At 38.3% G+C, this 26,854-nt stretch carries 20 protein-coding genes and 3 pseudogenes; 14 read left to right on the top strand and 9 right to left on the bottom strand.

Going from position 1 to position 26,854, the window contains the following annotated elements:
• Positions 1–137 precede the first annotated feature (137 nt).
• Entirely contained in the window at positions 138–1,352 is a 1,215-nt protein-coding gene (pncB, locus tag ACH8JV_RS10480) for a nicotinate phosphoribosyltransferase (RefSeq protein WP_396481514.1), read from the bottom strand.
• Positions 1,353–1,520: 168 nt separating this feature from the next.
• Here pncB and dtd point away from each other — a divergent pair, with 168 nt between their 5' ends.
• Positions 1,521–1,964, top strand: a complete 444-nt coding sequence (dtd, locus tag ACH8JV_RS10475) for a D-aminoacyl-tRNA deacylase (RefSeq protein ID WP_396521135.1) — start codon at positions 1,521–1,523, stop codon at positions 1,962–1,964.
• 39 nt (positions 1,965–2,003) lie between these two features.
• Here the strand turns inward: dtd and ACH8JV_RS10470 are convergent, their stop codons facing one another.
• The 3 genes from ACH8JV_RS10470 to serB all read right to left on the bottom strand — a co-directional run bounded on the left by ACH8JV_RS10470 (position 2,004) and on the right by serB (position 4,705).
• Positions 2,004–2,483 (bottom strand): SCP-2 sterol transfer family protein, encoded by a 480-nt coding sequence (locus ACH8JV_RS10470; RefSeq protein ID WP_263614865.1) that lies wholly within the window; start codon positions 2,481–2,483, stop codon positions 2,004–2,006.
• 253 nt (positions 2,484–2,736) lie between these two features.
• Positions 2,737–3,072: a ciprofloxacin tolerance protein AciT gene (gene aciT / locus ACH8JV_RS10465; protein WP_004704819.1), complete on the bottom strand. Its 336-nt coding sequence runs from the start codon at positions 3,070–3,072 to the stop codon at positions 2,737–2,739.
• 409 nt (positions 3,073–3,481) lie between these two features.
• Positions 3,482–4,705 carry a phosphoserine phosphatase SerB gene (gene serB, locus ACH8JV_RS10460; protein ID WP_200027011.1) on the bottom strand — a complete coding sequence of 408 codons (1,224 nt, stop codon included), beginning with the start codon at positions 4,703–4,705 and terminating at the stop codon, positions 3,482–3,484.
• Between the two features lie 59 nt (positions 4,706–4,764).
• Between serB and ACH8JV_RS10455 the strand changes: the two genes are divergently transcribed.
• The 11 genes and pseudogenes from ACH8JV_RS10455 (at position 4,765) to ACH8JV_RS10405 (ending at position 18,812) form a co-directional block, all read left to right on the top strand.
• Positions 4,765–6,072 carry a hypothetical protein gene (locus ACH8JV_RS10455; RefSeq protein ID WP_263614866.1) on the top strand — a complete coding sequence of 436 codons (1,308 nt, stop codon included), beginning with the start codon at positions 4,765–4,767 and terminating at the stop codon, positions 6,070–6,072.
• Positions 6,073–6,312: 240 nt separating this feature from the next.
• Entirely contained in the window at positions 6,313–7,434 is a 1,122-nt protein-coding gene (gene ribBA, locus ACH8JV_RS10450; protein ID WP_200027009.1) for a bifunctional 3,4-dihydroxy-2-butanone-4-phosphate synthase/GTP cyclohydrolase II, read from the top strand.
• 11 nt (positions 7,435–7,445) lie between these two features.
• Positions 7,446–7,916 (top strand): 6,7-dimethyl-8-ribityllumazine synthase, encoded by a 471-nt coding sequence (gene ribE / locus ACH8JV_RS10445; RefSeq protein WP_396521132.1) that lies wholly within the window; start codon positions 7,446–7,448, stop codon positions 7,914–7,916.
• A gap of 3 nt (positions 7,917–7,919) precedes the next feature.
• Positions 7,920–8,369, top strand: coding sequence for a transcription antitermination factor NusB (nusB, locus tag ACH8JV_RS10440; protein WP_108679740.1), 450 nt, complete (start codon positions 7,920–7,922; stop codon positions 8,367–8,369).
• Positions 8,370–8,384: 15 nt separating this feature from the next.
• Positions 8,385–9,302, top strand: a complete 918-nt coding sequence (gene thiL, locus ACH8JV_RS10435; protein WP_199999754.1) for a thiamine-phosphate kinase — start codon at positions 8,385–8,387, stop codon at positions 9,300–9,302.
• Positions 9,280–9,813: a phosphatidylglycerophosphatase A gene (locus tag ACH8JV_RS10430; RefSeq protein ID WP_199999755.1), complete on the top strand. Its 534-nt coding sequence runs from the start codon at positions 9,280–9,282 to the stop codon at positions 9,811–9,813. The genes thiL and ACH8JV_RS10430 overlap by 23 nt, the downstream gene beginning before the upstream one ends.
• 8 nt (positions 9,814–9,821) lie before the next feature.
• Positions 9,822–11,186, top strand: coding sequence for a bifunctional UDP-N-acetylglucosamine diphosphorylase/glucosamine-1-phosphate N-acetyltransferase GlmU (gene glmU / locus ACH8JV_RS10425; RefSeq protein WP_396521129.1), 1,365 nt, complete (start codon positions 9,822–9,824; stop codon positions 11,184–11,186).
• Positions 11,187–11,198: 12 nt separating this feature from the next.
• Positions 11,199–13,037, top strand: coding sequence for a glutamine--fructose-6-phosphate transaminase (isomerizing) (gene glmS / locus ACH8JV_RS10420; protein ID WP_396521127.1), 1,839 nt, complete (start codon positions 11,199–11,201; stop codon positions 13,035–13,037).
• A 303-nt stretch (positions 13,038–13,340) separates the two neighbouring features.
• Positions 13,341–14,523: pseudogene (locus ACH8JV_RS10415) on the top strand (hypothetical protein).
• A 482-nt stretch (positions 14,524–15,005) separates the two neighbouring features.
• Positions 15,006–17,733: pseudogene (locus tag ACH8JV_RS10410) on the top strand (type VI secretion system Vgr family protein).
• Between the two features lie 20 nt (positions 17,734–17,753).
• A complete protein-coding gene (locus ACH8JV_RS10405) occupies positions 17,754–18,812 on the top strand; it encodes a T6SS immunity protein Tli4 family protein (protein WP_396521125.1) in 1,059 nt (352 codons plus the stop codon).
• 136 nt (positions 18,813–18,948) lie between these two features.
• Here ACH8JV_RS10405 and ACH8JV_RS10400 read toward each other — a convergent pair.
• Positions 18,949–19,243 (bottom strand): annotated as a pseudogene (locus ACH8JV_RS10400) (hypothetical protein).
• A 997-nt stretch (positions 19,244–20,240) separates the two neighbouring features.
• On the opposite strand from ACH8JV_RS10400, the gene ACH8JV_RS10395 reads away from it, so the two are divergent.
• A complete protein-coding gene (locus ACH8JV_RS10395; RefSeq protein WP_396521123.1) occupies positions 20,241–21,452 on the top strand; it encodes a hypothetical protein in 1,212 nt (403 codons plus the stop codon).
• Between the two features lie 228 nt (positions 21,453–21,680).
• The gene (locus ACH8JV_RS10390; protein ID WP_396521121.1) at positions 21,681–22,304 is read left to right on the top strand and encodes a LysE family translocator; all 624 of its coding nucleotides are present in this window, start codon (positions 21,681–21,683) and stop codon (positions 22,302–22,304) included.
• Here the strand turns inward: ACH8JV_RS10390 and murI are convergent.
• The 4 genes from murI to hutG all read right to left on the bottom strand — a co-directional run bounded on the left by murI (position 22,291) and on the right by hutG (position 26,854).
• Positions 22,291–23,091: a glutamate racemase gene (murI, locus tag ACH8JV_RS10385; protein WP_396521119.1), complete on the bottom strand. Its 801-nt coding sequence runs from the start codon at positions 23,089–23,091 to the stop codon at positions 22,291–22,293. The genes ACH8JV_RS10390 and murI overlap by 14 nt on opposite strands.
• Positions 23,092–23,114: 23 nt before the next feature.
• The gene (locus ACH8JV_RS10380; RefSeq protein WP_396463199.1) at positions 23,115–23,753 is read right to left on the bottom strand and encodes an HAD family hydrolase; all 639 of its coding nucleotides are present in this window, start codon (positions 23,751–23,753) and stop codon (positions 23,115–23,117) included.
• 99 nt (positions 23,754–23,852) lie between these two features.
• Complete coding sequence (locus ACH8JV_RS10375; RefSeq protein ID WP_396521117.1) at positions 23,853–25,679, bottom strand: DUF885 domain-containing protein; 1,827 nt, start codon at positions 25,677–25,679, stop codon at positions 23,853–23,855.
• A gap of 254 nt (positions 25,680–25,933) precedes the next feature.
• Complete coding sequence (hutG, locus tag ACH8JV_RS10370; RefSeq protein WP_396521115.1) at positions 25,934–26,854, bottom strand: formimidoylglutamase; 921 nt, start codon at positions 26,852–26,854, stop codon at positions 25,934–25,936.

Genomic DNA, 26,854 nt, shown 5'->3' with positions numbered 1-26,854 from the left:
TTTTATACCAGCTTAATTTCATCTTAGCATAAGCTTATATCTATCAAACTCTGATTTTCTGCTACCGTTTAGCAAAAAATCAGATATAAACATTCTCAAGCGTTAAGTGCCTGCCAAGCTGTCAAACTACATTGTAATTAAACAGCTTCTTCAAGCTCTTCAATTTGGAAAACCTGACGTAAATAAGCCAAGAACGTATCGTTGTCGGTCATGGTTTTTCCTGGGCTATCCGAAATTTTGGCAACCGACTGACCATTACACTCAACCAGTTTCAACACAATATTGAGCGGTGTTTGGCCCATATCATTGGTCAAATTGGTTCCAATACCAAAGCTGACCTGAAAACGGTCTTTGAAGTATTGGTGCAATTCCCATGCTTTTGGCAAATTAAGGCCATCACTAAAGGTGAGCATTTTAGTTTTGGTATCAATTTTTAATTTACGGTAATGCGCATAGGCTTTATCGCCCCACTCATAAGGGTCACCACTGTCATGACGTAAGCCATCAAACAGTTTCGCGAAATACAAGTCAAAATCTCTAAGGAAAGCGTCCATACCAACAACGTCGGTCAAAGCGATTCCCAAGTCTCCACGATATTCTTGAACCCATGTCTCTAAAGCAGCTTTTTGAAAGTCACGTAGTCGTACATCAAGTGCCTGAAAAGCTTGTAGGAATTCATGAGCCATGGTCCCAATTGGTGTAATGTTTAACTCTTTTGCAAGCAGGACATTACTTGTACCACGGAACACATTTGGCACTGTTTTATGAAAGGCTGCTACAACATGTTTTTGCCATTCGAAGCTGTAGCGGCGGCGTGTACCAAAATCAGAAACTAAAAATGGAGGGTCATTCGGCTGCTGGGATTTTTCATATTGCTGAATCAATTCAAGCTTGGCTTTTAAACGGCGTTCACCTTCAGCCCAGACTTCATCTGTTTTAATACGGCTAAAATATAACTCGTTTACAATGGCTAGGACAAAAATCTCGAACATCATGGCCTGAACCATTGGCCCTTCAATACGAATATCTAGTCGGCCTTCGGCATCTATACTGGCCTGAATAAAACGTCGTTTAAGCTGGAATAATTCTAAATAATCAACAAAGTCGCTTTTAATAAATCGTAGTTTTCTTAAATATTGTAGTTCATCTTCTTTATATTTGAGATTACATAAATGGTCGAGTTGCTCGTTTAAATCATCCAAAATATCCACTAATGGATAAACAGTATCTTCTAAATTTCTGCAACGAAAATGGTAGACGCTATGTGTTTGCGGGAATTTATGCAAAACCACTTGTAGCATCGTAAATTTGTACAAGTCTGTATCAAGTAAAGAATGGATAATTGGAGACATAGTCAATGATTATTCGCTTGCTTCTTAGCATTAAAGCATATTTTTATAGATGAATTATGAGCTTTTATACCATTGTTGCAACTCCATGAAATTTCCTTTTAAAAATCATTTAAATTAATTTCTGCTAAACTGCATCAATTCAAATAATTGCAGAAACTCTCTCTAACAATGCGCGCTTTAATACAACGAGTTCTTGAAGCTAAAGTGGTGGTAGACGGTGAAACGACCGGTGAAATCCAGCATGGCTTATTGGTTTTTTTAGGAATTGGCCGAGACGATACTTTAGCCATAGGCCAGAAGCTTATCGATAAGATTTTGAAATATCGTATTTTTGATGATGAACAAGGCAAGATGGGCTGGAACGTATCTCAGGCAAATGGCGGAGTCCTGCTTGTTTCTCAGTTCACGCTCATGGCTCAAACCCAAAAAGGTTTACGTCCAGACTTTGGTCCAGCCATGCCACCTAGCGACGCAAAAGCACTCTATGAACAGTTGGTTGAATATACCCGCTCACAGTTTGAAACTGTTCAAACAGGTATTTTTGCTGCTGACATGAAAGTACACCTCATTAATGATGGGCCAGTCACTTTCAATTTAGAAGTTGAAGCATAGATATAAAAAAACTCCCAATCGGGAGTTTTTTATTAGATCTTAGCGACCAGTTTTTTCTTTAATAAAAGCACGTGCTTGGCGTACTTTATCTTTTACTGGTTTTGGTAATCTTGGTGGAATGAGTTTAGCTGCTTGGTTAAACCAAACGAGCAGGCTGAAATCGCCTTCCATTTTAATGCTACCGTCTTGCATACCCGTCATAAATGCAGTTGGGTCACCTTTAAGTAAAGTTTTTACACCTTGTTCGCTATCTGCAAATTGCAAAATAAAGTCAGCTTTTTCAGGTGAGCCAGCAACTGTATCGATGTGACCATTGTTAATAATAATTTGGCGAGCAACACCTAAATCAGTACCAATTTGAATGCGGAATGCGCGGTCATGCACTAGCTCAATAAACTTAGGACTTGTACGTGCCAACTGTTTCATACGCAGTGCCAAACCTGCTACCAATAAATCTAACGGGTCTGTACTGACATCAACAAGTGGTAACTTGACTACAGGTATAGAAGAAAGTTTCATGAACATTCACGCCTATTGTATTTTTATGAAAACCTTGGGGCAAAACTCAGCAAGGGCTCCCCATTGCCTGTTTTGTGCATCGACTGATGATATTCTAATTGGCAACGCAATCTATATATGAAACGTCAACAGACCAGCCTATCGTAGCATAACTGGCTATTTTTTAATAAATGCTTTGTATAATAAAAATCATGTTTTCGTAAATAAAAAAGGCATGCTGTGCATACCTTTTTACCGTTAGATAACAATTTAATTATCGGCTAGAACATTGCTGCTGATCATCTTCATATACTGGCGTATGTTCTATATATTGGCGATTTGCCAAAGCCTTCTGTGCCTGTTTATCCTCACGTAATAAAACAAATGTGACCATTACCATCGCTAGACTTAGTGCAGTTAAATAACTATATGTGACTGGCATTTCAAAAGTGACTTGAACTCCAAAACGGACCACTTCCAATAGCCCCCAAAAAAACATCCCTGCAAGCATAAAACCAAGCCAACGACGGTAAGGAGAAAAGAAAACAGCAACAAGCGCGACAGCAATTAAGCTGAATCCGGCGATAGCGGCAAAATTCGCTGTTACCATAGAAACCTCCGTCTTAATGAAAACGTCTAAAAACATTCGGTCTGAACACCAGACCTCATTCCAAAAACAACTTTAATTCATGATTTGTGTTGAAGCTTAGAAAGCATTATGGATGTTTTTTTTTAGAAAAAAAGACCTGTTATTTGTCGATGCGACATACTTTGTCGCAACATTCTTTTGTCATTACATTTTTGTAAATTTAAAAAAGTTCTACGTCCTATATGGCATCAATTCTGGCGTGTCATTACAAAAAACTATGCCGTTTTTTTGCCTGAAAATAAGTTTTTTTCAGTTTTTTTTATTGCCTTTTTTCTGTGCATAATTCTGTCATAACTTGCTTGTTTTTATGACTATTCTGCATAAAAAAAGCGCTACTCTTGAGCAGCGCTTAATGATTGTTCAGTATTATTTAAGCACGGTTTAAATCTTTGTCATGCATACCGAGTAAATACAGCACACCATCTAAACCAACGCTTGAAATCGCCTGATTCGCATTTTGGCGAACAAGCGGTTTAGCACGATATGCTACGCCAAGTCCTGCAATCGCAAGCATCGGTAAATCATTTGCGCCATCACCGACAGCCATTGCCTGCTCTAATGAAATATCGAGTTTGTTGGCAAGCTCACGTAATAATTCAGCTTTACGTGCGCCATCAACAATTACACCTTTTACTTCACCTGTCACAACGCCATCTTGTACGTCTAAAACATTGGCATGAACTTCATCAATGCCTAGTTTGCCTTGTAAATATTCAGCAAAATATTGGAAACCGCCTGATAAAATAGCCGTTTTATATCCAAGTGCTTTTAACGTTGAAATGAGGCGCTCTGCACCTTCGGTAATGGTTAAACGCTCAGCAATTTTAGGTAAAACAGCAGCATCAAGCCCTTTTAATAATGCAACACGGGCACGGAAGCTTTGCTGAAAATCAAGTTCGCCTTGCATTGCTCTTTCAGTAATTTCAGCAACTTGTGCGCCTACCCCTGCTTCAATCGCCAACTCATCAATCACTTCTTGCTCAATTAAGGTTGAGTCCATATCGAAGCACACTAAGCGGCGGTTACGTCGATATGCGTTGTCCTCTTGAACAGCAACATCAATATTTAATTCGCTTGAAAGAAGTAAACAAGCTGCACGCATGGCTTGTGCATCTAAAGTTGGACCACTGCTTAAACCAAACTGTACGCAAGCACGACGAGGCAATGTACTGTCTTTTTCAAGGTCTACACGGCCGGATAAACGCGTTATCGTTTCGATGTTAAAACCTTGTGTAGACACAATTTGTGTAACTGCTTGTAAATGTGCAGCAGTGAGTTCTGGCGCTAAAGCCGTGACGATATAACGAGTTCGTCCACCTTCGCTTACCCATTGATCGTATTCTGCGCCCGAGATTGGTTTAAAGCGCACTGTTAAGCCAATATCATGTGCTAAAATCAAAATCTCTTTCATTGCCAACGCTGTCGCAGTTTCATTATCTGAAGCGACCACGATGCCCAATGTCAGTTGATTATGAATAACGGCCTGACCTACATCCAGTATTTGCAATGAATGTACGGATAGTACTTGCATTAATCGGGTAAACTGGTTTGGTTGGTCCGGTCCTAAAAAGGATATAAGAATGATTTCTCGCATGAATTGACTCTAGTCTGAGTGACAACTATTGTAAGAATCATAATCGAATTTCAATATAATTGCCTTGGAAGTTTAACTTGATTGCGCCTAGACAAGGGCTATTTGCTAGCCTACTGATCATTAGTTTTGCATTGCATACCTTTTTATTGGTGATTGCAACAACACACCAGCTCAATGAAAACCGTGCGAGTCAAGGTCAGCTCATGACCAGTCAACTCGTAGCAGACAGCTTATCTGAGCTTGAGCCTGCCAATACGGTATCTTTGGCGCTTATTGCCAATCGCTATGCGACCAATCCAAGTGTGGCATCTATCCGTATTCTTGATGCCAATAAACAAGTCTTGGCAACAAGCGGCATGTCAAAAACTCGCGAAGGTGAAATTTTTGTTCGTGATGCTCTTCAAAACGAGAAGAAAGTCGGTTCTATTGAAATTACACTTATTCAACCAAGTATTGGGGAAATTCTTCGTACCCAATGGCTTGCGATTTTAGCTTCACTGTTCCTACATGTTTTATTATGGCTTGCTTACCGTGCCATCGCTCGTCCAACCCGTAGCGAATACTTAGCCCGTATTAACGAAGAAAATCGTTTAAAACATGAAATTCAAGAGTTAACCCAAGCCCTCGCGCTTGAAAAACAAAATACAGTAACTTTGGTTGCTCAAGCTCAGCAGCAAGCTAAAGCGAAACCACTGGTTCGCCCACAACCAGAAAAAAGCACAGAAGCTACAGACCAAGATACCTTAGCACTTAATATTCAGTTTTATGACCCTAAACAGTTATTAAGTAGCGTTAACCAGTCTGTTTCGGTTCCTTATTTTAAACTTTGTCAGCTCTTCTTAAATAAAAGTATCGAGCTATGCACAAAGCATTATCATTTAAAGGCGACTGATATTGAGGTGGTAGATGAGTTTCATGCAGAAGGCGCAACACTCGCAATCTCAACTTCACATCCGCACGCTGTAGAATGTTTGCTTATGGTAGGTACAGTTTTCCAATTACTATCAGACGTTTTATATAAACGTTACCGTGAAGATAAACGCTTTGCGCTGCAAACCCGCAGTGCCGTGTGTCATGCCGTAGAAGCAATGCAGATTGATGCGAAAGAAGCTGCTCAGCGTTTAGCACAACATCTACATGCAAAAGAGTCTGCGCTTTATCTTGAGAATGATCAGCTTAAAGCTATTCAAGACAGCTATCAGCTTGTTGCAATGCCAAACCCAAGTAATATCATGACTCGTCATGCATTTATGATTAATGGCATGAACGCTGAATGTGCAGAGCTTGCACAAAATATTAGAACTGAAATTTTGATGGGTAAAAAATCAATTCCACAAAACGACAGTCCAAGTAGTGCAGCTTCTTAAAAAGTCTTTGTGCGCATTTAAACCTAGCCTTTTGGCTAGGTTTTTTTTATTTAAATTCATGGTATTTAGTTTAAATAATTTTATTTTCTTATGATTTATTCAGATAAATAAATCCAGATCTATTATGTTGGGTGGTAAATTTGGATAAATCAGAATCATAGGCAAAATTCTATAAACAGCGTAAACTATGCGAAATTTATTCAATAGAAATTGTCTTACGACAAAAAAAGGTGAAAGCGAATGCCGCTGAGTCGTGTTGAAGATCTTGTCGCCGATATTCGTGCAGGCAAAATGGTTATCTTGATGGATGACGAAGATCGCGAAAATGAAGGTGATCTTGTCATCGCAGCAACGCATGTTCGTCCTGAAGATATTAACTTCATGATTACCCATGCACGTGGTCTAGTGTGCCTGACGTTAAGCCGTGAACGCTGTAAGCAGTTAAATCTTCCACTCATGGTTGACCAGAACGGCGCTCAGCATAGCACTAACTTTACGTTATCTATTGAAGCAGCCGAAGGTATTACCACAGGTATTTCGGCAGCAGAGCGTGCACATACCATTCAAGCTGCTGTTGCAGCGCATGCTAAACCAAGCGATATCGTACAACCGGGTCATATTTTCCCACTTATGGCACAACCAGGTGGTGTATTACACCGCGCAGGTCATACCGAAGCGGGTTGTGATTTGGCACGTTTAGCAGGTCTTGAACCAGCTTCTGTCATTTGTGAAATCATCAATGAAGATGGCACAATGGCACGTCGTGCAGATTTAGAAATTTTTGCTGAGAAGCATGGTCTAAAAATTGGTACAATTGCCGACTTAATTCACTACCGTATGACGAATGAGCAGACTGTAGAACGTTTGGATCAAAAAACGATTCAAACAGAATACGGTTCATTTGAGCTCTATCGCTATCGTGAGATTGGTAACCCGGACATTCATTTGGCTTTGGTTAAAGGCGAGCCTAAAGAAGGTGTTACAACGGTACGTGTACATGGTTTCAGCCCAATTCGTGATTTGCTTAAGCTGAATAAGGCTGACGGCGAACCTGCTTGGAATCTTGACCGCGCACTACAGACGATTGCAGCGAGTGATCGCGGTGTTTTAGTCTGGATCGGACAAGATCATTTGCAAGACTTGGGACCAGCGTTGGATGATTTAAACAAGCCAAAACCGGTGAAATCCAATGCAGCACTTTCACATCAATATCAAACGATTGGTGTAGGTGCTCAAATTTTGCGTGATTTAGGTGTTGAAAAAATGAAGCTTCTTAGCTCACCATTACGTTTCAATGCTTTATCTGGCTTTAATTTAGAAGTAGTGGAATATGTCACTGCTGATCAAATCACAACGAAATAATCGAGGTTGCTATGGCAATTCGCCGTATTGAAGGTTTATTACATCTCGCAAGCGAAGGTCGTTATGCGATTTTAGTGGGTCGTTTCAACAGCTTTGTTGTTGAACACTTATTGGAAGGCGCGATCGACACATTAAAACGTCACGGCGTAAATGAAGAAAACATTACTGTTATTCACGCTCCTGGCGCATGGGAACTCCCGATCGTGGCTAAAAAATTAGCTACATCAAACCAGTTTGATGCCATCATTGCTCTTGGCGCAGTGATTCGTGGCAGCACACCTCACTTTGACTTTGTTGCTGGTGAATGTGCTAAAGGTTTAGGTGTAGTTGCGTTAGAAAGCAGCTTGCCTGTTATCAATGGTGTATTAACTACTGACAGCATCGAGCAAGCAATCGAACGCTCAGGTACAAAAGCAGGAAACAAAGGTAGCGAAGCTGCTTTAACTGCAATTGAAATGGTTAATTTATTAAAGGCAATTTAAAGCATGTCTCAAACACTGCAAGCCGCTTATGCAGCAAAACGCAAAGCACGTCGTTTTGCTGTACAAGGTATTTACGAGTGGCAAATGAGTCACAACCCTGTACATGAAATTGAAGCACGTACCCGTGCTGAAAATGCAATGCACAAGGTCGACTTAAGCTATTATCACGAACTACTTACTCAAGTTATCGCTCAGCACGAAGAGCTTGATGCGTTACTTATTCCGGTACTTGACCGTGAAATTGACGCGCTTGATGGTGTAGAGCTCGCGACTTTACGTTTAGGTGCTTACGAGTTACGTGATCATTTAGAAATTCCATACCGTGTGGTACTTGATGAAGCTATCGAACTCGCTAAGCATTTTGGCGGAGCAGACAGTCATAAATACATCAATGGTGTATTAGACCGCCTAAGTTCGACACTGCGTAGCGCAGAAAAACAACAAGCAAACTAATAGGCTTGGTGTTCTATGGCTGAGTTTTCAATTATTGACCAGTACTTTAATCGGCAGTCAAACTCCGATGTCGCGCTTGGTATTGGTGATGACTCAGCCTTAATTACTCCCCCTCCAAATCAACAACTGGTGATCTGTGCAGATACACTTGTTGCTGGACGTCACTTCCCTCTTGAAACCTCACCTCATGCGATTGGCTGGAAAAGTGTTGCTGTAAATCTTTCAGATATTGCTGCAATGGGTGCCAAACCGCACAGTATTTTACTAGCAATCAGCTTGCCTCAAGTTGACCATGAGTGGCTTGAAGGGTTTAGTCAGGGAATCTATGACTGTTGTAATCAATTTGGTGTTGCCTTAATTGGTGGAGATACCACCCAAGGCCCACATCTCACGATTACCGTTACCGCAATGGGCTGGATAGAAACCGGAAAAGCCGTGTTACGTTCAGGCGCAAAAGTCGGTGATTATGTGTGTGTGAGCGGTCAGGTGGGCGATGCAGCCTACGGTTTACAGCACTTAGGCCATCCGCTGCAACAAAGACTCGACTATCCGACACCACGCTGTCAGCTTGGACAAGAGCTAAAAGGTCTTGCCTCTAGCATGATTGATGTGTCAGATGGCTTAGCTCAAGATTTAGGACATATTTTAAAAGCATCCAAGGTTGGAGCTCGACTCGTCTTGGAAAAATTACCTGTTGATCCTGTATTGCAACAACTCGAAGAACAACAACGTTGGCAATATGCACTTGCAGGTGGTGATGACTACGAATTATGTTTTACAATAACACCGCAAAATTATGAAAAACTTTTGCAAAAACAACTGGACGTTAAGATTACAATGATTGGACAGATCGTTGAACAAACAAAACTAACTTTTGAGCATTTGGGTTCAGATTACCCATTGCAAATTCATGGATACCAACACTTTGCATAAACCGCCGATTCATTTTAAGAACATGTCTTGGTTCAACCGCTGCATCGTTTTCTGTGGGGTTGGTTTTGGATCTGGTCTCGCTCCTAAAGCACCCGGTACTTTTGGCTCTGCTTTTGCCTTACTTTTCATTCCTATCTGGTTATCTCTCGGATTTAACTTAAGTTTAATCGCTATTCTCATCATGTCCTTGGTGGGAATTTATATTTGTGGTCAAACGGCAAAAGTCCTTGATGTTCATGATGATGGGCGAATTGTTTGGGACGAATTTGCAGGACAATCAATTACTCTTCTGCCTTTAATATTTTTTAATATAATGTCGTTACAATGGGCACTAATTGGTTTTTGCTTATTCCGCCTGTTTGATGTTTGGAAACCTTGGCCAATCCGTGTAGCCGACCAGAAAGTTGCTGGTGGCTTCGGAATTATGCTGGATGACATCATTGCAGGGCTTTGGGCGGCACTCTGTATCATCATATTTATTACTTTCTGGGGCGTAACGCCATTTAAGTAGGTTTACTCATGTCAACTACCGTCATTATCCTTGCTGCAGGCAAAGGAACGCGAATGCGTTCACAACTACCTAAAGTATTACAACCTTTAGCTGGTCGCCCGCTACTAGGACATGTTATTAAGACAGCAAAACAACTATTAGCAGAAAATATCATTACCATTTATGGACATGGCGGCGATCACGTAAAACAGACGTTTGCACAAGAAAACATTCAATGGGTTGAGCAAGCAGAACAATTAGGTACAGGTCATGCTGTACAAATGACTTTACCGGTACTTCCTAAAGACGGTATTTCATTAATTTTATACGGTGATGTTCCTTTAGTCCGTCAAACAACGTTAGAGCAACTTGTTGAAGTATCAAGTAAAACCGGTATTGGCATGATTACTTTACATGTCGAAAACCCAACAGGTTATGGCCGTATTGTTCGCCAAGACGGAAAAATTCAAGCGATTGTTGAACATAAAGATGCAACTGATGCTCAGCGCCAAATTCAAGAAATCAACACAGGCATTTACTGTGTCAGCAATGCAAAACTTCATGAATGGTTGCCTAAGCTTTCAAATGAAAATGCACAAGGCGAATACTATTTAACTGACATCGTTGCGATGGCGGTTGCAGATGGCTTAGAAATTGCCTCTATTCAGCCAGAACTTGCTTTTGAAGTTGAAGGGGTGAATGACCGCTTACAACTTGCAGCACTTGAGCGTGATTTTCAGCAACAGCAAGCAAAAGAACTTATGCAACAAGGCGTAACTTTTGCAGACCCTGCCCGTTTTGATTTACGCGGTTCTGTAAAAGTTGGACACGATGTTCGTATTGACGTAAATGTCATTATTGAAGGTGACTGTGAACTCGGTGACTTTGTAGAAATCGGTGCTGGTTGTATTTTGAAAAATACAAAAATTGCCGCAGGAACCAAAGTTCAGGCTTATAGCGTTTTTGATGGTGCAATTGTTGGTGAAAATACCCAAATTGGTCCATTTGCACGCTTACGCCCAGGCGCTAAATTGGCTAACGAAGTCCACATTGGGAACTTCGTTGAAGTCAAAAATACAACCATTGGTCTTGGCAGTAAAGCCAATCATTTCACCTACTTAGGTGATGCCGAGATCGGTGCTGACTCAAATATTGGGGCAGGTACAATTACCTGCAATTATGATGGTGCAAATAAACACAAAACCACTATTGGCGATGCAGTCTTTATCGGTTCTAATAGCTCGCTGGTTGCGCCTGTGACTATTGGAAATGGAGCAACAGTCGGTGCGGGTTCTGTGATTACGAAAGATGTGGCTGAACAAAGTCTCTCCTTTGAACGTGCTCAACAAATTTCTAAAGCAAATTATCAACGTCCCCAAAAGCGTGAAAAATAAGAGGATTGAATTATGTGTGGTATCGTCGGAGGCGTTGCAGAGCGTTGTGTAACCGAGATTTTAATCGAAGGTTTAAAACGTCTTGAATATCGCGGTTATGATTCAGCGGGCGTTGCTTTACTGAATAATCAACAAGTTTTACGTGAGCGTCGTGTTGGTAAGGTGATTAATCTTGCCGATGCTGTTGCTGATCAGCAGCTCACTGGGGTAGTTGGTATTGCTCATACACGTTGGGCAACACATGGTAAACCAACTGAAAATAATGCTCACCCACATATGTCGGGTAAAGTGGCAGTCGTTCACAACGGTATTATCGAAAACTATCAAGAGCTTAAAGATGACCTTCAAGCTCTAGGATATGTATTTACTTCTCAAACAGATACAGAAGTTGTCGCTCACTTAGTTGCAGAAGCACTAAAAAGCACAGATAGCCTTTTAGAAGCCGTTGAAACTGTTGTTCCTCAGCTTAAAGGTGCATATGCACTGGGTATTATCCATAGCGATTACCCAGATGAGTTAATCACTGTACGTGAAGGCTCACCGCTGGTAATTGGTGTAGGTATTGGCGAAAACTTTATCAGTTCAGACCAACTTGCATTGTTACCTGTAACTAACCGTTTTATGTATTTAGAAGAAGGTGATATTGCTCGCCTGACTCGTACTTCAATTGAAGTATTTGCAAACGGTCAACCTGTTGAACGTCCAGTGAAAGAGCTTGACGCAACAGTAAGCAATGCTTCAAAAGGTGAATACAAGCACTACATGCTCAAAGAAATTTATGAGCAACCAGAAGCAATCAAACAAACGATTTCTCAAGCACTTGATGGCAACAGCTTACGCGAAGATTTCTTGCAAGATGCTGAGGCAGATTTCAGCAAAATTCAAAGCGTACAGATTATTGCGTGTGGTACAAGTTACCACTCAGGCATGATCGCGAAGTATTGGTTTGAACAACTGATTGGCGTGCCTTGCCAAGTTGAAATCGCAAGTGAATTCCGCTATCGCACACCTGTGATTGTTGAAAATACGCTTTATATCTGTATTTCTCAATCAGGTGAAACAGCTGATACTTTAGCTGCATTACGTGAAACTCAAAAACGTGCGAAAGCAAACAATATCGATATTCAAACTTTGACTATCTGTAACGTTGCTACGTCTTCAATGGTTCGTGAAACTGATCACCACTTATTGACCCTTGCTGGGCCTGAAATTGGTGTTGCATCAACTAAAGCGTTCACGACTCAGCTTGCTGCGCTTATGCTACTCGTTCTAAAAATTGGACAAGTAAAACAGCGTATTAGCAATGTCATGATTGAAGAGATTGCTCGTGAATTGTGGCACAGCCCGAAAGTCATTCTTGATACGCTTAAGCAAGATTCTGAAATTTTACGTTTATCAGAATTGTTTGTTGAAAAACAACACTGTTTATTCTTAGGCCGCGGCACACACTATCCAATCGCTTTGGAAGGTGCTTTAAAGCTTAAAGAAATTTCATATATTCACGCAGAAGGTTATGCGGCTGGTGAGTTAAAACATGGCCCATTGGCACTTGTTGATACTGAAATGCCAATCGTGATTCTTGCGCCAAACGACGAAATGCTTGATAAGCTTAAGTCGAATATGGAAGAAGTTCAGGCACGTGGCGGTGAATTATTCGTTTTCGCTGATGAAAATAGCGGCGTAGTCGAAAAAGATCGTCAACACGTTGTACAAATTCCGGCAGTAAACGAATGGCTTGCTCCAATCATTTATAGCGTACCAGTTCAGTTGTTGTCTTATCACGTTGCTGTATTACGTGGTACAGACGTTGACCAGCCACGTAACTTGGCGAAATCAGTAACTGTAGAGTAATAATCAAACGCGCGATCTATACCATCAGTGGCGTAGATCGCTTCTTTTGATTAGAAAGCCCGATATGCATTAATTGCCTATCGGGCTTTTTTATTGCATTCATAAAGCTCTAAAAAATAGTCTCCGTTTTTATTAAGACATTCTAATAAATACATTTAAATCAATGTGTTATATACAAAATTCAACAAAACACATTTGATTTATATGTGAAAAAATATGATATAAATCACGTTTATAAATTTGCTTGATAACTATTAATTTCAACTATTACAAAAACTTTCTAGTTATAAGGAGTGACTTATCATGGCTAATGGATTTCCAGCTGGAAGCTTTAGAATCATTAACAAAGCGACAGGTACATGTATTGCAAGCCAATATTTTGAGCAAACAGATGATGTACAAAATGAAGTGATTGCACCTAGTGAGACCCGTTTTTTTACCATTCTCTTATACAAATGACCGACTACTTACGGTACACGATAAAGTTAAAAATATACGCACTTGCTGGGTATTAATTGCTTCTGTTAGTGCAGAAGCAACTGATAAATTACTAGATAAAGATTTAGAAACTTTTCTTGAGCTTTTACCAACGCTAGATGAAGAAACACAAACCCACTTAAGAAGTAGTAATTGCCTTGATATTGTTCGTTTATTACAGACATTTATTGATATTAACGGCAAGGAAACCATTAAATCGGAATACATTAGTAAGTTTGGTGATGATAAGCTGAATAACTCTATAAACATAGCATTAGCTTATAAGTCACTGCCTCGCATTGAACGAGAGTTTTTCAAATGTAAGTATAAACTCCAAGAATATACTTCCTTTCCCTTTTACACTTTGGATGCTGCTGAATTAGCGATTATCAAAGAAGAATATGAACTGAAATATAAACAACAAGGTGAAAAACTCTACAAAATACTTCTCGCCTCTATTCAATTAGATATTCTAAATACTCAAATTTATACTTCATCAGGCAAAGCAGTTTTGAAATTAAACTTAAGCCATCACAGTAGTGAAGAAATTAAATATACTGAAACAGTTCTAGAAAAACTTAAAAAAGAGAGACTTGAGGAAATCAAATTCAAAACACAGACAGAATTGAAAGATATAGAAGACGCTAGAAAAAAAGCAGTAAAAATTATTCAAGAGCTTAGTCAACTTCTGAACTTAAGTAACAATGAGAAAAATATTAATCTAGTTAAAAAGATTTTGCAGACAAGTCTAAAATCAAACGAGGCCTTCGAGCAGCTCGAAACAGCATTAAACAGTACAAATGGTAAAAAATTACAATCAGTTAATATGTATAACGGCGATGTCGACTTACAAGGAAGCGGTCGTCAGTACCAAACTAAATGGGTATTTGAAGATGGCTATATCTTTGTAGAAGATCAGCCCAATGCTGTACTGACACATAGCTGTGACTCATCAATATATATTAGTCATCGATCTGACAACCCAAATCAACGCTGGGAACTTAAATAAGCTGAATTTAGGGGTTCTGAACATAGGTTTAAGTCTTTTAGATAATGATTCTAAAATTAGTTTAAATTCTCTTCAATAATCCAAAGAATTTAAAATCATTCTTTGGATTATTTTAGACTTTATAAAAATCTAATTATAAAATTAAAATATTTATAAATTTCTTAGATATTAGATTAATTAAATTTAATCTGGCAGTAGCTAAAAATAATTAGAATCTTTAAATTAATAAAAGTACTTTTAAATTCTTCATTACAGAATTTAAAACTATTAAAGCTCACCCCGAGTCTAAAAGATTAGGTATAACTGAGAAGAATCATAAACTGTATAGCAATCTTCATAATTCGTTATTTTTTATTTCAGATCCAAGTGAGAGTAATAATAGAAAAAATATATTAAAAGAGAAAAACATAAAATAGGTAAAATTGAAATATACAGACCTTTCTGTTAGTATCGTTCAAATTAATAATAAATCTTTCATCATAATGTTGAAAAATATCTTTAGTATTTTAGAAAAAATAGGTTTTGGTACTCAAAAACGTGCGATTAACGTTCAACTTTCAAATACCGAACTTAATTCTCAGATTATGTTGCAACGTATTGATGGTTATCATGGCATTAATGATGGACTATCAGCAGAGCTTATTTGCTTATCGACAAACCCCTATATTGAACTAAAACAATTTATTGGCTGTCAGGTTGCAGTTGATCAAGTGACAGATTCAGGTCAACTTTTTAGAATTACGGGTATAGTCACTGGCGCTAGCCAAGGTCAAAGCGATGGTGCTTTTAGCCTATACCGTTTGACTATGCAGGACGCGACCAGCTTATGGCATAAACGACGTAATAGTCGTGTGTTTATGAATAAAAGTGTTGTCGATATTATCGAGGTCATCTTTAAAGAGTGGCAAAATAAAAGCCCATTGTTTGCGGCGAGTTTACAGTTAGATACGAGTGGTTTAACCAAAACATATGATGTACGCCCTTTTTCTATGCAATCAAATGAAAGTGATTATGCATATTTAACCAGAATAATGCGTGAAGAATCGATTAACTGGCTTGTGGATGAGTCCAATTATCTTATAGCAAGTAATAGTCAGAGTATTGAAGCACAGAAACTACGTTTAATTGATGATAATAACCAATTTCAATCGCTTGAACGCAGAACCATTCGTTATCACCGTTCAAATGCGACTGAGCAATATGACAACCAGCTTTATCGCTCAGCGACAGTTACAGCCAACAGCTATCCATGTGCAACGTTGGCAAGCTGATAGTCTAAGTCAGGAAGACGCCAGTGGGTCAGTCATTAGCTTACATAAGCATAGCGCTCTACGAGATAATGAAAGCTTAAGTTTAGAACAGGCATGGAATATCTCACCAGCATGGACAAGAGACCTTAAAGGAGAGGATCAAGCCACAGCTTCAAGTAATAGTCAGTTAGAGCGACTGAATAAGCATCTGAATCAGTATCAAGCTTTACAAGCCAAGTATTTTAAAGCGCATAGCAGTGTACGAGATATTCAAGTTGGTTATTGGTTCCAATTGCTTGACTATCCAGAATTAGAAAAAAATCATAGTCAGCATGATAAGGAATTTTTAATCCTTAATAAGCATTTTTATAACCAAAATAACTTGCCCAAAGATATACAAGACCAAGTAGAAAAACTATTAACCTTAAGTCACTGGCAAAGCAATCATGACAGTGAACACGAGCGTCAGGCCAATGAATTTATGACTGTTCGTAGAAACATTACCGTAGTGCCTGAATATGATCCATTAAAGCACCGCCCTGCTGCCCATGTACAACGTGCCAAAGTGGTCAGTGATGGTGAAGAAATTCACGTGGATGAATGGGGACGAATTAAAGTCAGATTCTTATTCACACGTACCGATGACCACTCCCATGATGGTGGTGCGGGCGCCAATGATAGTGATACAGATTCGGCTTGGGTTGATGTTCTTACTCCGTGGGCGGGTGAAGGCTATGGTGCTCGATTCTTACCCCGTAAAGATGAGTTGGTTGTGATTGATTTCTTTGATGGCAACATTGACCGTCCTTTTGTAACGGGCCGTATTCATGAAGCTCAGCGTTCGCCAACGAAGTTTGATATTAAAGGGCAACTTCCTGACACAAAAAAACTGAGTGGTATTCGCTCCAAAGAGGTTGATGGTAAAGGCTTTAACCAGCTGCGTTTTGACGATACTACAGGACAAATTAGCGCTCAGTTACATAGCAGTCATGGTTCCTCTCAGCTTAACTTGGGGAATTTAAGCCATCCGAAAGATAAAGCGGAAAGCGAAGGACGTGGACAAGGCTTTGAATTAAGAACAGATGAATGGGGAGCTATTCGTGCTGCGAAAGGAATACTTTTAACATCCGAATCGGCAGAACAAGCACAAGGCGAACAACTCACAAGGTCTAATATAAAAGAGAATATTAATTTTCATAATGAAAGTAATAAATACTTTAAAGAACTTGCTTCGGCCCATGAAGTGGATGAGCCTGATTTAGGGGCGCAAGATACACTTAAAGAAAAATTTGATAAATGGAATGAAAGTTCAGATGCTTTAGTGGCTTTGCATAGTGAATCAGCAATGATTTTAGATAGCAAAGAAAGCCTCCAACTTGCAGCTAAACAAAACATTGATGTCAGTACACCGAAAAACCTGCAATTTTTTACAGGTAAAAACTGGATAGCAAAGGCACTGGATAAAATTAGTATTTTTGCAAAACATGCAGGAATCAAAATTAAATCGGGTGAAGGTGATGTAGACATAGCAGCTCAAAAAGGAAAAATGACCTTAGCTTCCAAACAACAAATGCATGTTTACTCGCTTAATGATTTTGTCCGTATCGAAAGTGGCAAAGGCATCTTGATTACTGCGGGTGGTGGGTACATCAAAATTCAGGATGGAAATATAGAAATTGCATGCCCCGGTTTAATGGAACTTAAAGCTGGTCAAATCCAGACAAAAAGCGGCGCTTCCCTTTCGAGTCAGTTACCAGCAATGCCGGAACTAAAATCACAATATGACGAGCATTTTATTTTGCATTATCCAGATGGCGAACCCGCCAAGAATCTGAAATACCGAATTACGGCTGAAGATGGTCAGGTTTTTGAAGGGGTATCTGGTAAAGATGGGAAAACCACAGTTTTTACCAAAGATGTGATGACCGCGTTAAATATTGAAGTATTTTCTCCAGAATAAAGTACGAAGGATGGTTAAGAATGAAACTATTAAAGAGCTTAATGCTTTGCACCTTAACAGCAGTTTCTTTTAGTGCTTGTTCAAATGTTGAGAAACAAAAAGAAGGAATTCAAGTGATTGATTATAGTAATCCTAAAAAAGTATGTTTTGGTCGAATTGAATTAACGATCCCGAAAGAAACAGAAGTTGAATACAGTAACTTTAACTATAATGGTAGTGATATAGAAGTTGATGAAAGTGTAAAAACATACGAAGCGTATCAAAAACTCATTAATGACAAGATTGAGTATTTAAAGCATGAACCTCATGAAACAGAGGGTGTTTTATTAAAACGAGAAATTCAAGGTCCTGTAAATCAAGTTGGTCGTTCAGTTAGCCATATCATTATTTTTCGAGATGGGCAGTATGTAACATCAATTTATGAAATTTATGGTTATCTTTATTTAAGTCCGGGAAAACTACTTATTCTAAAAAGCGGAGCTAGTAATGATTTATTGGATGAAGCTGTTGAGGACATGAAACAAACATTAAAAAATATAAAAATTAGATCGACTAAAGGTGAGGAACAGGCTGGTTTATGTTGGAAAGAGTTTTTTATTTTAGATGACATGAGTAAAAATATTCCATTTGGTGGGGGCTATTTGCATTTTAAATTCCCAAGTTATCCTGGAGTGCGAATAGATATAAATCATCGAGTTACCTATGAATCCGATCAACCCTTAATTGCTATGATGAAAAAAAATCAGCAAGATTTGCCCGAAATAGCCAAAATAAAGTTAGGGGTCAAAAATCTTCGCGAACAACAAAAAGTGATTCATGGTTTAGCTGGAGAAGAAGTTCTCAATCATATTTACGAAAGAGGATTAGCTGAACGTGGATTTGAAGATGGAGCTTGGCAATATCTGGGAACCTTAGATAATTACAATGACCCCTTTATTCACTATAGTTTAGAAAGTGCGGAAATGACCAATCCCAATGAGTCATTTTATTCGAATATCAGCCAAAAAAATGTCATACAGCTCCACGACTTTATTTTAAATAGTCTTCAAGTTTCTTCGAATAATAAAAAAGCGAAATAACATGGTGAACAAAGGCTATTGCACAACCGACTTAGGCTAACTGAACACTCCCCCCTAGGCCCCCATGCCACAACAGACTTTTACTTTTGCGCTGATTTAAAGTTTGAGAGATCATTGCGACACAGAGATAAAGGAGCTAAGCGAACTTAGCCCATTTCATTTTTGTCGCAGCGTTGAATGCTGCTAAACAAATTAGGGGCAAAGTCCTGTGGGAGATCAGGACTTTGCAAACTGGTTTGTTTTAAACGTTGTACGGTTTGAGGCGAATACACCTGTGCAAGCTGTTGGCAAATACAATCGCAACTGGCTTGCATGTGCTCACCTGACAAGCAAATTCTTTTAAATTCCTGCTGAGCATTGGCGTCATCATTTGTAATACCGTAAGCACCGACCACAAGTTTTAAAAACAATATAAATTTATGAAGTTTCATATTATTCTCATGATTATTTATATCTTTAAATAAAACAAAAATATGATTCGAATAAATATTAAAATAATTTTTTAAATAATAATTAATCCTCCCACAAAAATAGGAAAATAAAATAATTAAGATTTTAAAATAAAAATAATTTATAAATTTAAAAAATCAGGTAGCAAAAACCCAAATTTTAAATAAATAAAATAGTTAAATGAGAGAGAAAATGAGTTTGAATAATGGCATGGCCAACTCCTTAAAAATGGAGTCCTACCACCAAATCACCGTCAATTGATTAGGGTGGCAGAACGAAAGAGGGTTGACAGACTGGTGCCCATAGAGACCAGCACGCACGGGGCGTCCCCCTTCCGTCCTACCGCAAAGAAAGGGGACGCAAGGGTCTAACGACTTATAGTAGAACTATAATCCGCTATGGGGACTTACGGTCTGTCAAAACCGTCTGGCAATGTAGGCCAGCAACGAGATAATAATCGGTATAATAAAGAACGTCAATTTATTTTAATGAAAAAGTTTAAATATAATAATTTAATTAATGTTTAAATAATATTATTCTCTTTATTATATTTATGTCTTTAAATTAAATTTAAAATATAAAATTTGGTTATATATATTTAGTTAATAAAATAGATTAATCGTTAATTCTAATTTAATAGTTTATATAAATGACTCTAAGATAAAGACGATTTAGCTATAAAAACAACTTATAGAACGCCCTACTCCATAAGTTGATAAGCGAGCACTTCTAGCATCTTTTCTAAAACTTATTTCTCTATAGCTTTATTGAATTTATAAAGCTCTAAAGCATAGTCTCTGGCCTTTATTAAGACATTCTAATAAATACAACTAAATCAACATGTTATATACAAAAACCAACAAAAACACTTGGCTTTTTACATGAAAAATCATGATATAAATCACGCTTCGAAATTTGCCTAATAACTATAAATTTCGACTATTACAAAAACTTTCTAATTATAAGGAGCAACTTATCATGGCTAATGGATTTCCAGGTGGAAACTTTAGAATCATTAACAAAGAAACAGGTGCATGTATCGCAAGCGCATACGGTGGGCAAACCCATGGCTTACAAGATGCTGTAACTGCACGTGGTGAGACAGGTGTTTTACCTTATTCTCATACAAATGACCGACTATTTACGGTACATGATAAAGTTAAAAACATAGACGAAGAGCTTTGGTATTTTGACAGTCGCGACTATCGTAGTGGTCGAGAGAATAAACTATACAACAAAGTTAAAGATATCCGTTCTAGTTGGGTGCTCGGTGCTCGTGTTGAAACAAATGCGATTGCATATAAATTATTTGATAAAGACTTAGAGCATTTCCTTAGTCTTTTACCAAAGCAAGATGAAGAAACACTCGCCCACTTAAAAACCAGTGATTGTCTTGATATCGTTCGTTTATTAGAAACATTTATTTATAGTAACGGCGAAGAAACCATTAAATCGGAACTTGTTGGTAAACTCGATGAGACTAAGCTGAACGAATATTTAAATGCTGTACTCGCTCATGAGTCAATTCGTCGCATCGAACAAAAGTTCTATGAATATGCTGCCTCTCCTTGGCTCTTTTTAGATATTCCTGAACTTAAAGGTTTGTCTGAAAATCCTTTCGCTCAGCAGAATGAACAAATCTATAAGATCATTCTTGCCTCTGTACAATTAGATGTCTTGGATCAAAAAGATTGGACTACAAGGTCAGAGTTCCGATTGCATTTACGCCATCAAAATATCGATGCTCTACTAAAAAATATGAAAAAAGAGAACCTGCAAGAGCTTCGTGTAAAAGCATATAAAGAATATGAAAATACTCAAGACCTCAAAAAAGAAGCCATAAAAGTCCTTTTAGAGCTTAGAAAAACTCTAAATTTACATACGAATGAAAAAAATATGGATACGGTCAAAAAGATTTTAAAAGTCAGCTTAAAATCAGATGAGTCTTTTGAACAATTGCAAACAGCGTTAAACAGTACCAATGGTAAAGAAATAAAACCTGTTAATTGGCATAGTGGCGATGTTTTCTTGCAAGGCGCGGGTCGCCAGTACCAAACTAATTGGGCATTTGAAGATGGTTATATCTTTGTAGAGGGTCAACCAGATGCTGTACTGACACATATCTGGGGTTCATCTGTAGGTATTAGTCAACGATCTGATGACCCAAAACAGCGCTGGGAATTGAAATAAGCTTAATCTAGGCGCTGAGCTTAGTTTTTAGTCATTAAGACTTTAGAGAGCGACTCTAAAAGCTAAGTAAGTTTATTTTCAATCATCCAAAGAATTTAAATCATTCTTTGGATGATTTTTAGTTTTATAGAAATAAACCTGATTATAAAATTGAAATACTTATAAATTTCTTATACTTTAAATTGTTTAAAATTCATTCAAAAATAGTAACTATAAGATAGGTAAAACATGATTTCTTTAGAGCTTTTCATTACATTTTTAATTACTACAATTATTTTTGCTTATATTCCGGGTCCAGCAATGCTCTATACCGCTGCGCAGACGCTTTCTCGCGGTAGAAAATCTGGCCTAATGGCAGCATTTGGAATTTTCTTAGGAGGCTGTTTTCATATCATAGCGGCATCTTTAGGCTTAACGACCATCTTTCAAATTATTCCAAAACTCTATGATATTATTAAAATTTTAGGGGCGCTGTATTTAGTTTGGTTAGGCATTAAATTAATTAGATCTACCTCTACCCCGACTCTTCAGCAAAATGTTGAAAATGGTCAGTTATCTTTAAAGCAGAGCATTCTGGTCGAAGTTTTAAACCCTAAAACTGCTATTTTTTATATCGCATTTTTACCTCAATTTATTAATACCTCATTAGATTTTCCAGTTTGGTCTCAATTCATTATTTTAGGACTGATTGTGAATCTGATCTTTGTTTCTGCTGATGTGGTTTGTGTGTTTTTAGCCAATTATATTAGCCAAAAATTAACTAAATCGAAGAAGCCCCAAAAATCTATGTCAGTGATGGGTGGACTCATTTTTATGGGGCTAGGCGTTTTTCTTGGCTTTAAAAATCAGTAGTTTCTACGGGTAAATGCTTACCTAACAAAGAAAAAGTAACGCCCGCAACTTCCAACGGGTCTGAACTGGTCCAAATAATATGATTCCCCTCATTTGGACTTTCAGAATTTAAATGATATTGATTGAGCTGCCGAATTAATTGGGCAGTTACAGCTTCCGAAGGCTCAATAATTTGAATATCACGACCGACAATTTCCTGAATCGTATCTGAAACAAATGGATAATGTGTGCAACCCAAAATAATCGTATCGACTTTTTGCTCGACTAACGGCGCCAAAATATTTTTTAAATAATCTTTAACTTCTGCGGTATGTGCTTTGCCCGTTTCGATTTTTTCGGCTAACCCAATACAAGGCACCAAAGACACTTTAATATCTTGCGCATACGTTTCAATTAAACTTTTTAAGTTTTTGCCCCTCACCGTGGTTGCAGTTGCCAAAACCGCAATATGCTTGCTCACGGTCATTGCCACAGCGGGTTTTACTGCGGGTTCTATCGCAATAAGCGGCACACTAATTTTCGCTCTAATCGTTTCAACCGCTACGGCCGTCATGGTGTTACAAGCAATCACGATCGCTTTGCATTTGCCATGAGTCACTAGGTTTGAAATTAAATGCGTGGTTCGTGAAACAATCCAGTCACTTTCCCTATCTCCATAAGGGACATATTTCGAGTCTGCAAAATAGATAATGTCTTCATTCGGAAGAGCCTGCCGAATATGCTTAAAGAGAGACAACCCGCCTAAACCAGAGTCAATCATTCCAATCGGGTTGTTATTGTTATTCATGGTTGGTCCTGTATTTCATGTATTTAGAAAAATTCTTTCATGGTTGCCAAGTCTGTGAGCACGACTTTGGGCTGAATGGTTTTTAATTTTTCAGCCGATGTATAACCCCAACCTACCGCAGCAAAATCAATACCTGCTTCATGTGCAGCTTCGCCATCCGTGGTTTGGTCGCCGACATAAATTGCTTGGTTTTTACTTACATCCAGAATGTTGAGAACACGCTTAATTCGCTTCGCTTTGCCAAATATAGACGAGCCACCATCAATATGGCTAAAAAGCTCACAGAGTTCTTTACCCAGTACATTTTGACAGTTTTCTTTAGAGTTTGAAGTAATAATTGCGAGTGTATACCCCTGCTTATGCAGTTCAATTAAGTGGTCCCGCATACCTTCAAACAGATGAATTTCTTCATCTCTTTCTTTCATTAGCCGAATAAAATCTTTCGCAATCCAAGGCAGTTTCCACCTAGAAACATTCATTTCTTTCATAATTTCTCTAGGCGTAAGTTGTTTGTAGTACTCGACTTCGTGAAGGCTTACCGATTTAAACTTATACTTTGCGGAAAGTTGATTTAAAACGCTTAGAAAAAAATGAAAGGAGTCGACTAAGGTGCCATCTAAATCAAAAATAATAGCCTGATATTCTTTTAGGTTTTTTTCCATTTCTAGTTTCGAAAATATATTTTTTATTATTATATTCTGTTTTCTATTGGTTTTTAAATCAGGCCCAACGAGGACCTGACCTAAGTTTCGAATTTTGTTTTAAGCTGCCGCTTTTTGTTCCTTAATCCAATTTTTAATACGTGCATCGAGTATATTTAAAGGCAATGTTCCTGCATTTAAGATCATGTCATGGAACGCTTTGATATCAAAACGGTCCCCAAGCTCATGTTTCGCGAGCTCCCGTAGCTCTAAAATTTTCAGTTGGCCCATCTTGTAAGCTAATGCTTGAGCAGGAATAGCAATATAGCGGTCTGCCTCTGCCTGAATATCAGGTTCATCTAAAGCTGAGTGTTCTCGCATGAAATCAATCATTTGCTGACGGGTCCACTTTTTATAATGTACACCAGTGTCCACCACTAAACGACAAGCACGGAACAACTCACTCGATAGTCTTCCATAGTCTGAAAGTGGGTCTTTATAGAAACCAACGTCTTTGCCCAATTGCTCGGCATAAAGTGCCCATCCTTCAATGTAGGCAGTGTGGTTGGGTTGCTTTCGGAACATCGGCAAATTTGGCAAGTTTTGGGCAATATCAATCTGCATATGGTGGCCGGGAATTGCCTCATGGTAAGCAGTCGCTTCCATTGATATTTTGGAACGTTCAGAGAAGTCGCCAGTATTTACATAAACTTGTCCGGGGCGTGAACCATCCGGTGTCCCTTGGTGATACTCCGCACCTGCCGCTTCTTTTTCTCGATATTGCTCTACAGGTAAAACTTCGACTTTATTTTTTGGCAATAAACCAAACAGCTTCGGCAACTCTGGTTGCATTTGGGCAATATATCCACGATAAATCTCTAAAATTTCTTCACGAGATTTTGGGAAAACCGCAGGATTTGTTTTTAGAGATTGTTGGAAACTTTTTAAGTCATTGAAACCTTGTGCTTTAGCAATTTTCAGCATTTCCGCCTCTATACGAGCGACTTCTTTTAACCCGAGCTGATGAATAGTTTCAGGACTTTCCGAGGTGGTTGTATTGTTTTCTACATAAAAACGATAGAGCTCGTCACCGTTTGGCAAACTCCATATACCCTCGTGTTGTCGTCCATAGGGTAAGTAATCTTTCTGAATAAACGTGCCGAGTTTTTGATAAGCAGGGCGAACATTCTGATCTATGGCCTGTAGTATTTCACGGCTTAAACGCTCTTGTTCTGCTTTCGAAATGTTTTTTGGAAATTGCTTTAATGGAGAAGCAAAAACACTGTCTTTCCCTGCTGGAGTTGCAATGCTATCAATCTGCTTTGCCACTTTTTCAAGTAAATATTTCGGTGGTATCAAACCATCTTTTTGTCCTTGTTTCGCTAACTGAATACCTTGATCAAGAATAAGAGGAATTTGTTTTAAACGAGCAATATAATCTTGATATTGCCTAGCATTGTTAAATGGAATCGAACTAATAAATCCCGGAAATTGTAAATGTAGTCCCCACATTTGATTGAAAGGCATCTCATAGAGTTTCAAATCATAACTTTTAAGCGTCTCTTTCAACTGATAAATCATTAAGTCTTTATTTAATTGATCAGTTGCTGAAAATCCTGTGCTATCAATCGCTTCAAAACGTTTTAAAAAATTTTGCGTAGTTTTTTTATCTTTCTCAATCTGATTTTTTGAAAACTCGGTCCATCGATCGTTGTAGCGTAAATCGCCTAAAGTCGTTGCAGTTTCAGGATTATTTTTTAAAGTATATTCCCACTGTTCTTGTAAAAGCTGATTTAAAGCTTTCACCCGAACAGAGACATTACTGTTTTGTTTAGCTTGTGATTTTTCGGTGGTATTTGTATTTATTTCGGGGGGTTTAGCATTAGAGGAATGAGACATCCAAAATAAAACACTGATACAAGCATAATGTAAGGTTTTGTTTTTCATTTAATTATCCAGAAATATTTAACGAAGTTTAAAATATAGACAAAACAAATTACGTGCCAAGCAGCCTATAAAATAGTGTAAAAATCGAGTATTTTTTTAACTCAATGATTTTATAAATTAATTTTCTTTTTAATTAAATTATTTATAGTTGCTATCTATATTCCGAATCTGACTTTAATTTACCAGAAAGTCAAAAAAAAGCGCACATGAGCGATCTCAGTGCACTTTTTTATTTCTACATTAAAAATTGTTTCTCAAGAAAACAAATATTGATAAACAATATACGCAGCCAGTTTTGCTGTTCTGTTGTCCAAATCAAATTTTGGATTGCACTCAGCAATATCTAAAAGTTTGATTTTGCCAGTCTCTTGAATATGCTTAAAAATTGCTTCAAAAGTGGCTAAATCAATTCCTTTGACAGCTGGCGCACTGACCCCCGGTGCAACCGCAGCCGTGAATACATCTAAATCAATCGTAACGTACAAACAGTCTACTTTTTCAATAAAAGCATCAACTGCCGCAAGCACGTTTGGTAGGTTAAAAATATTAACCTCATGATCACGTAAATATGAGCAATTTAAAGCATCGGCTGTATCAAACAAAACTTTAGTATTGGCATGGTTAGCAACCCCAATACATAAATAATTAAATTGTTTTTGATGCTGTTCTGAAAGCCTTGCTGCTTGTAAAAAAGGTGTTCCAGAGGTGGCATGCTCTGCTTCACGCAAATCAAAATGGGCATCGAAATTAATAATGCCTATTTTTTTATCTGGCGCATGCGCTTGTATATATTGAAATAAACCGCTAAAGCTGCCAAAAGCAACTTCATGTCCACCGCCCAACACAATCGGCTTTAAACCATTTTGTAGGCTATTTGCGACTTGTTCTGCTAACTCGGTTTGTGCTTGCTCTAAATTCTCATATTCGCAGGTCACTGTACCCAAATCGACAATACGGACTGGACGATGAACCGGTAAGTTAGCCAGTTGTGTGCGAATCGCATCTGGCGCATCGGCAGCACCAACTCGCCCTTTATTACGTTTCACGCCTTCATCAGAGCTAAAACCAATCAGAGCAAATTCAGCATGTTGGGTCTTGTTCACAATATGGTGAATACGTTGGTGTGCTTCACCCTCGCCATCATGTCGGCCTTGCCATTTAAATGTGTGATTCAT

Origin of the sequence: Acinetobacter sp. ABJ_C5_2, from assembly GCF_044538485.1 — a bacterium.
Lineage (GTDB): Bacteria > Pseudomonadota > Gammaproteobacteria > Pseudomonadales > Moraxellaceae > Acinetobacter > Acinetobacter nosocomialis_A.
Note: the sequence above shows the minus strand (reverse complement) of the source record. Positions and strands in the feature narration are given on the sequence as shown.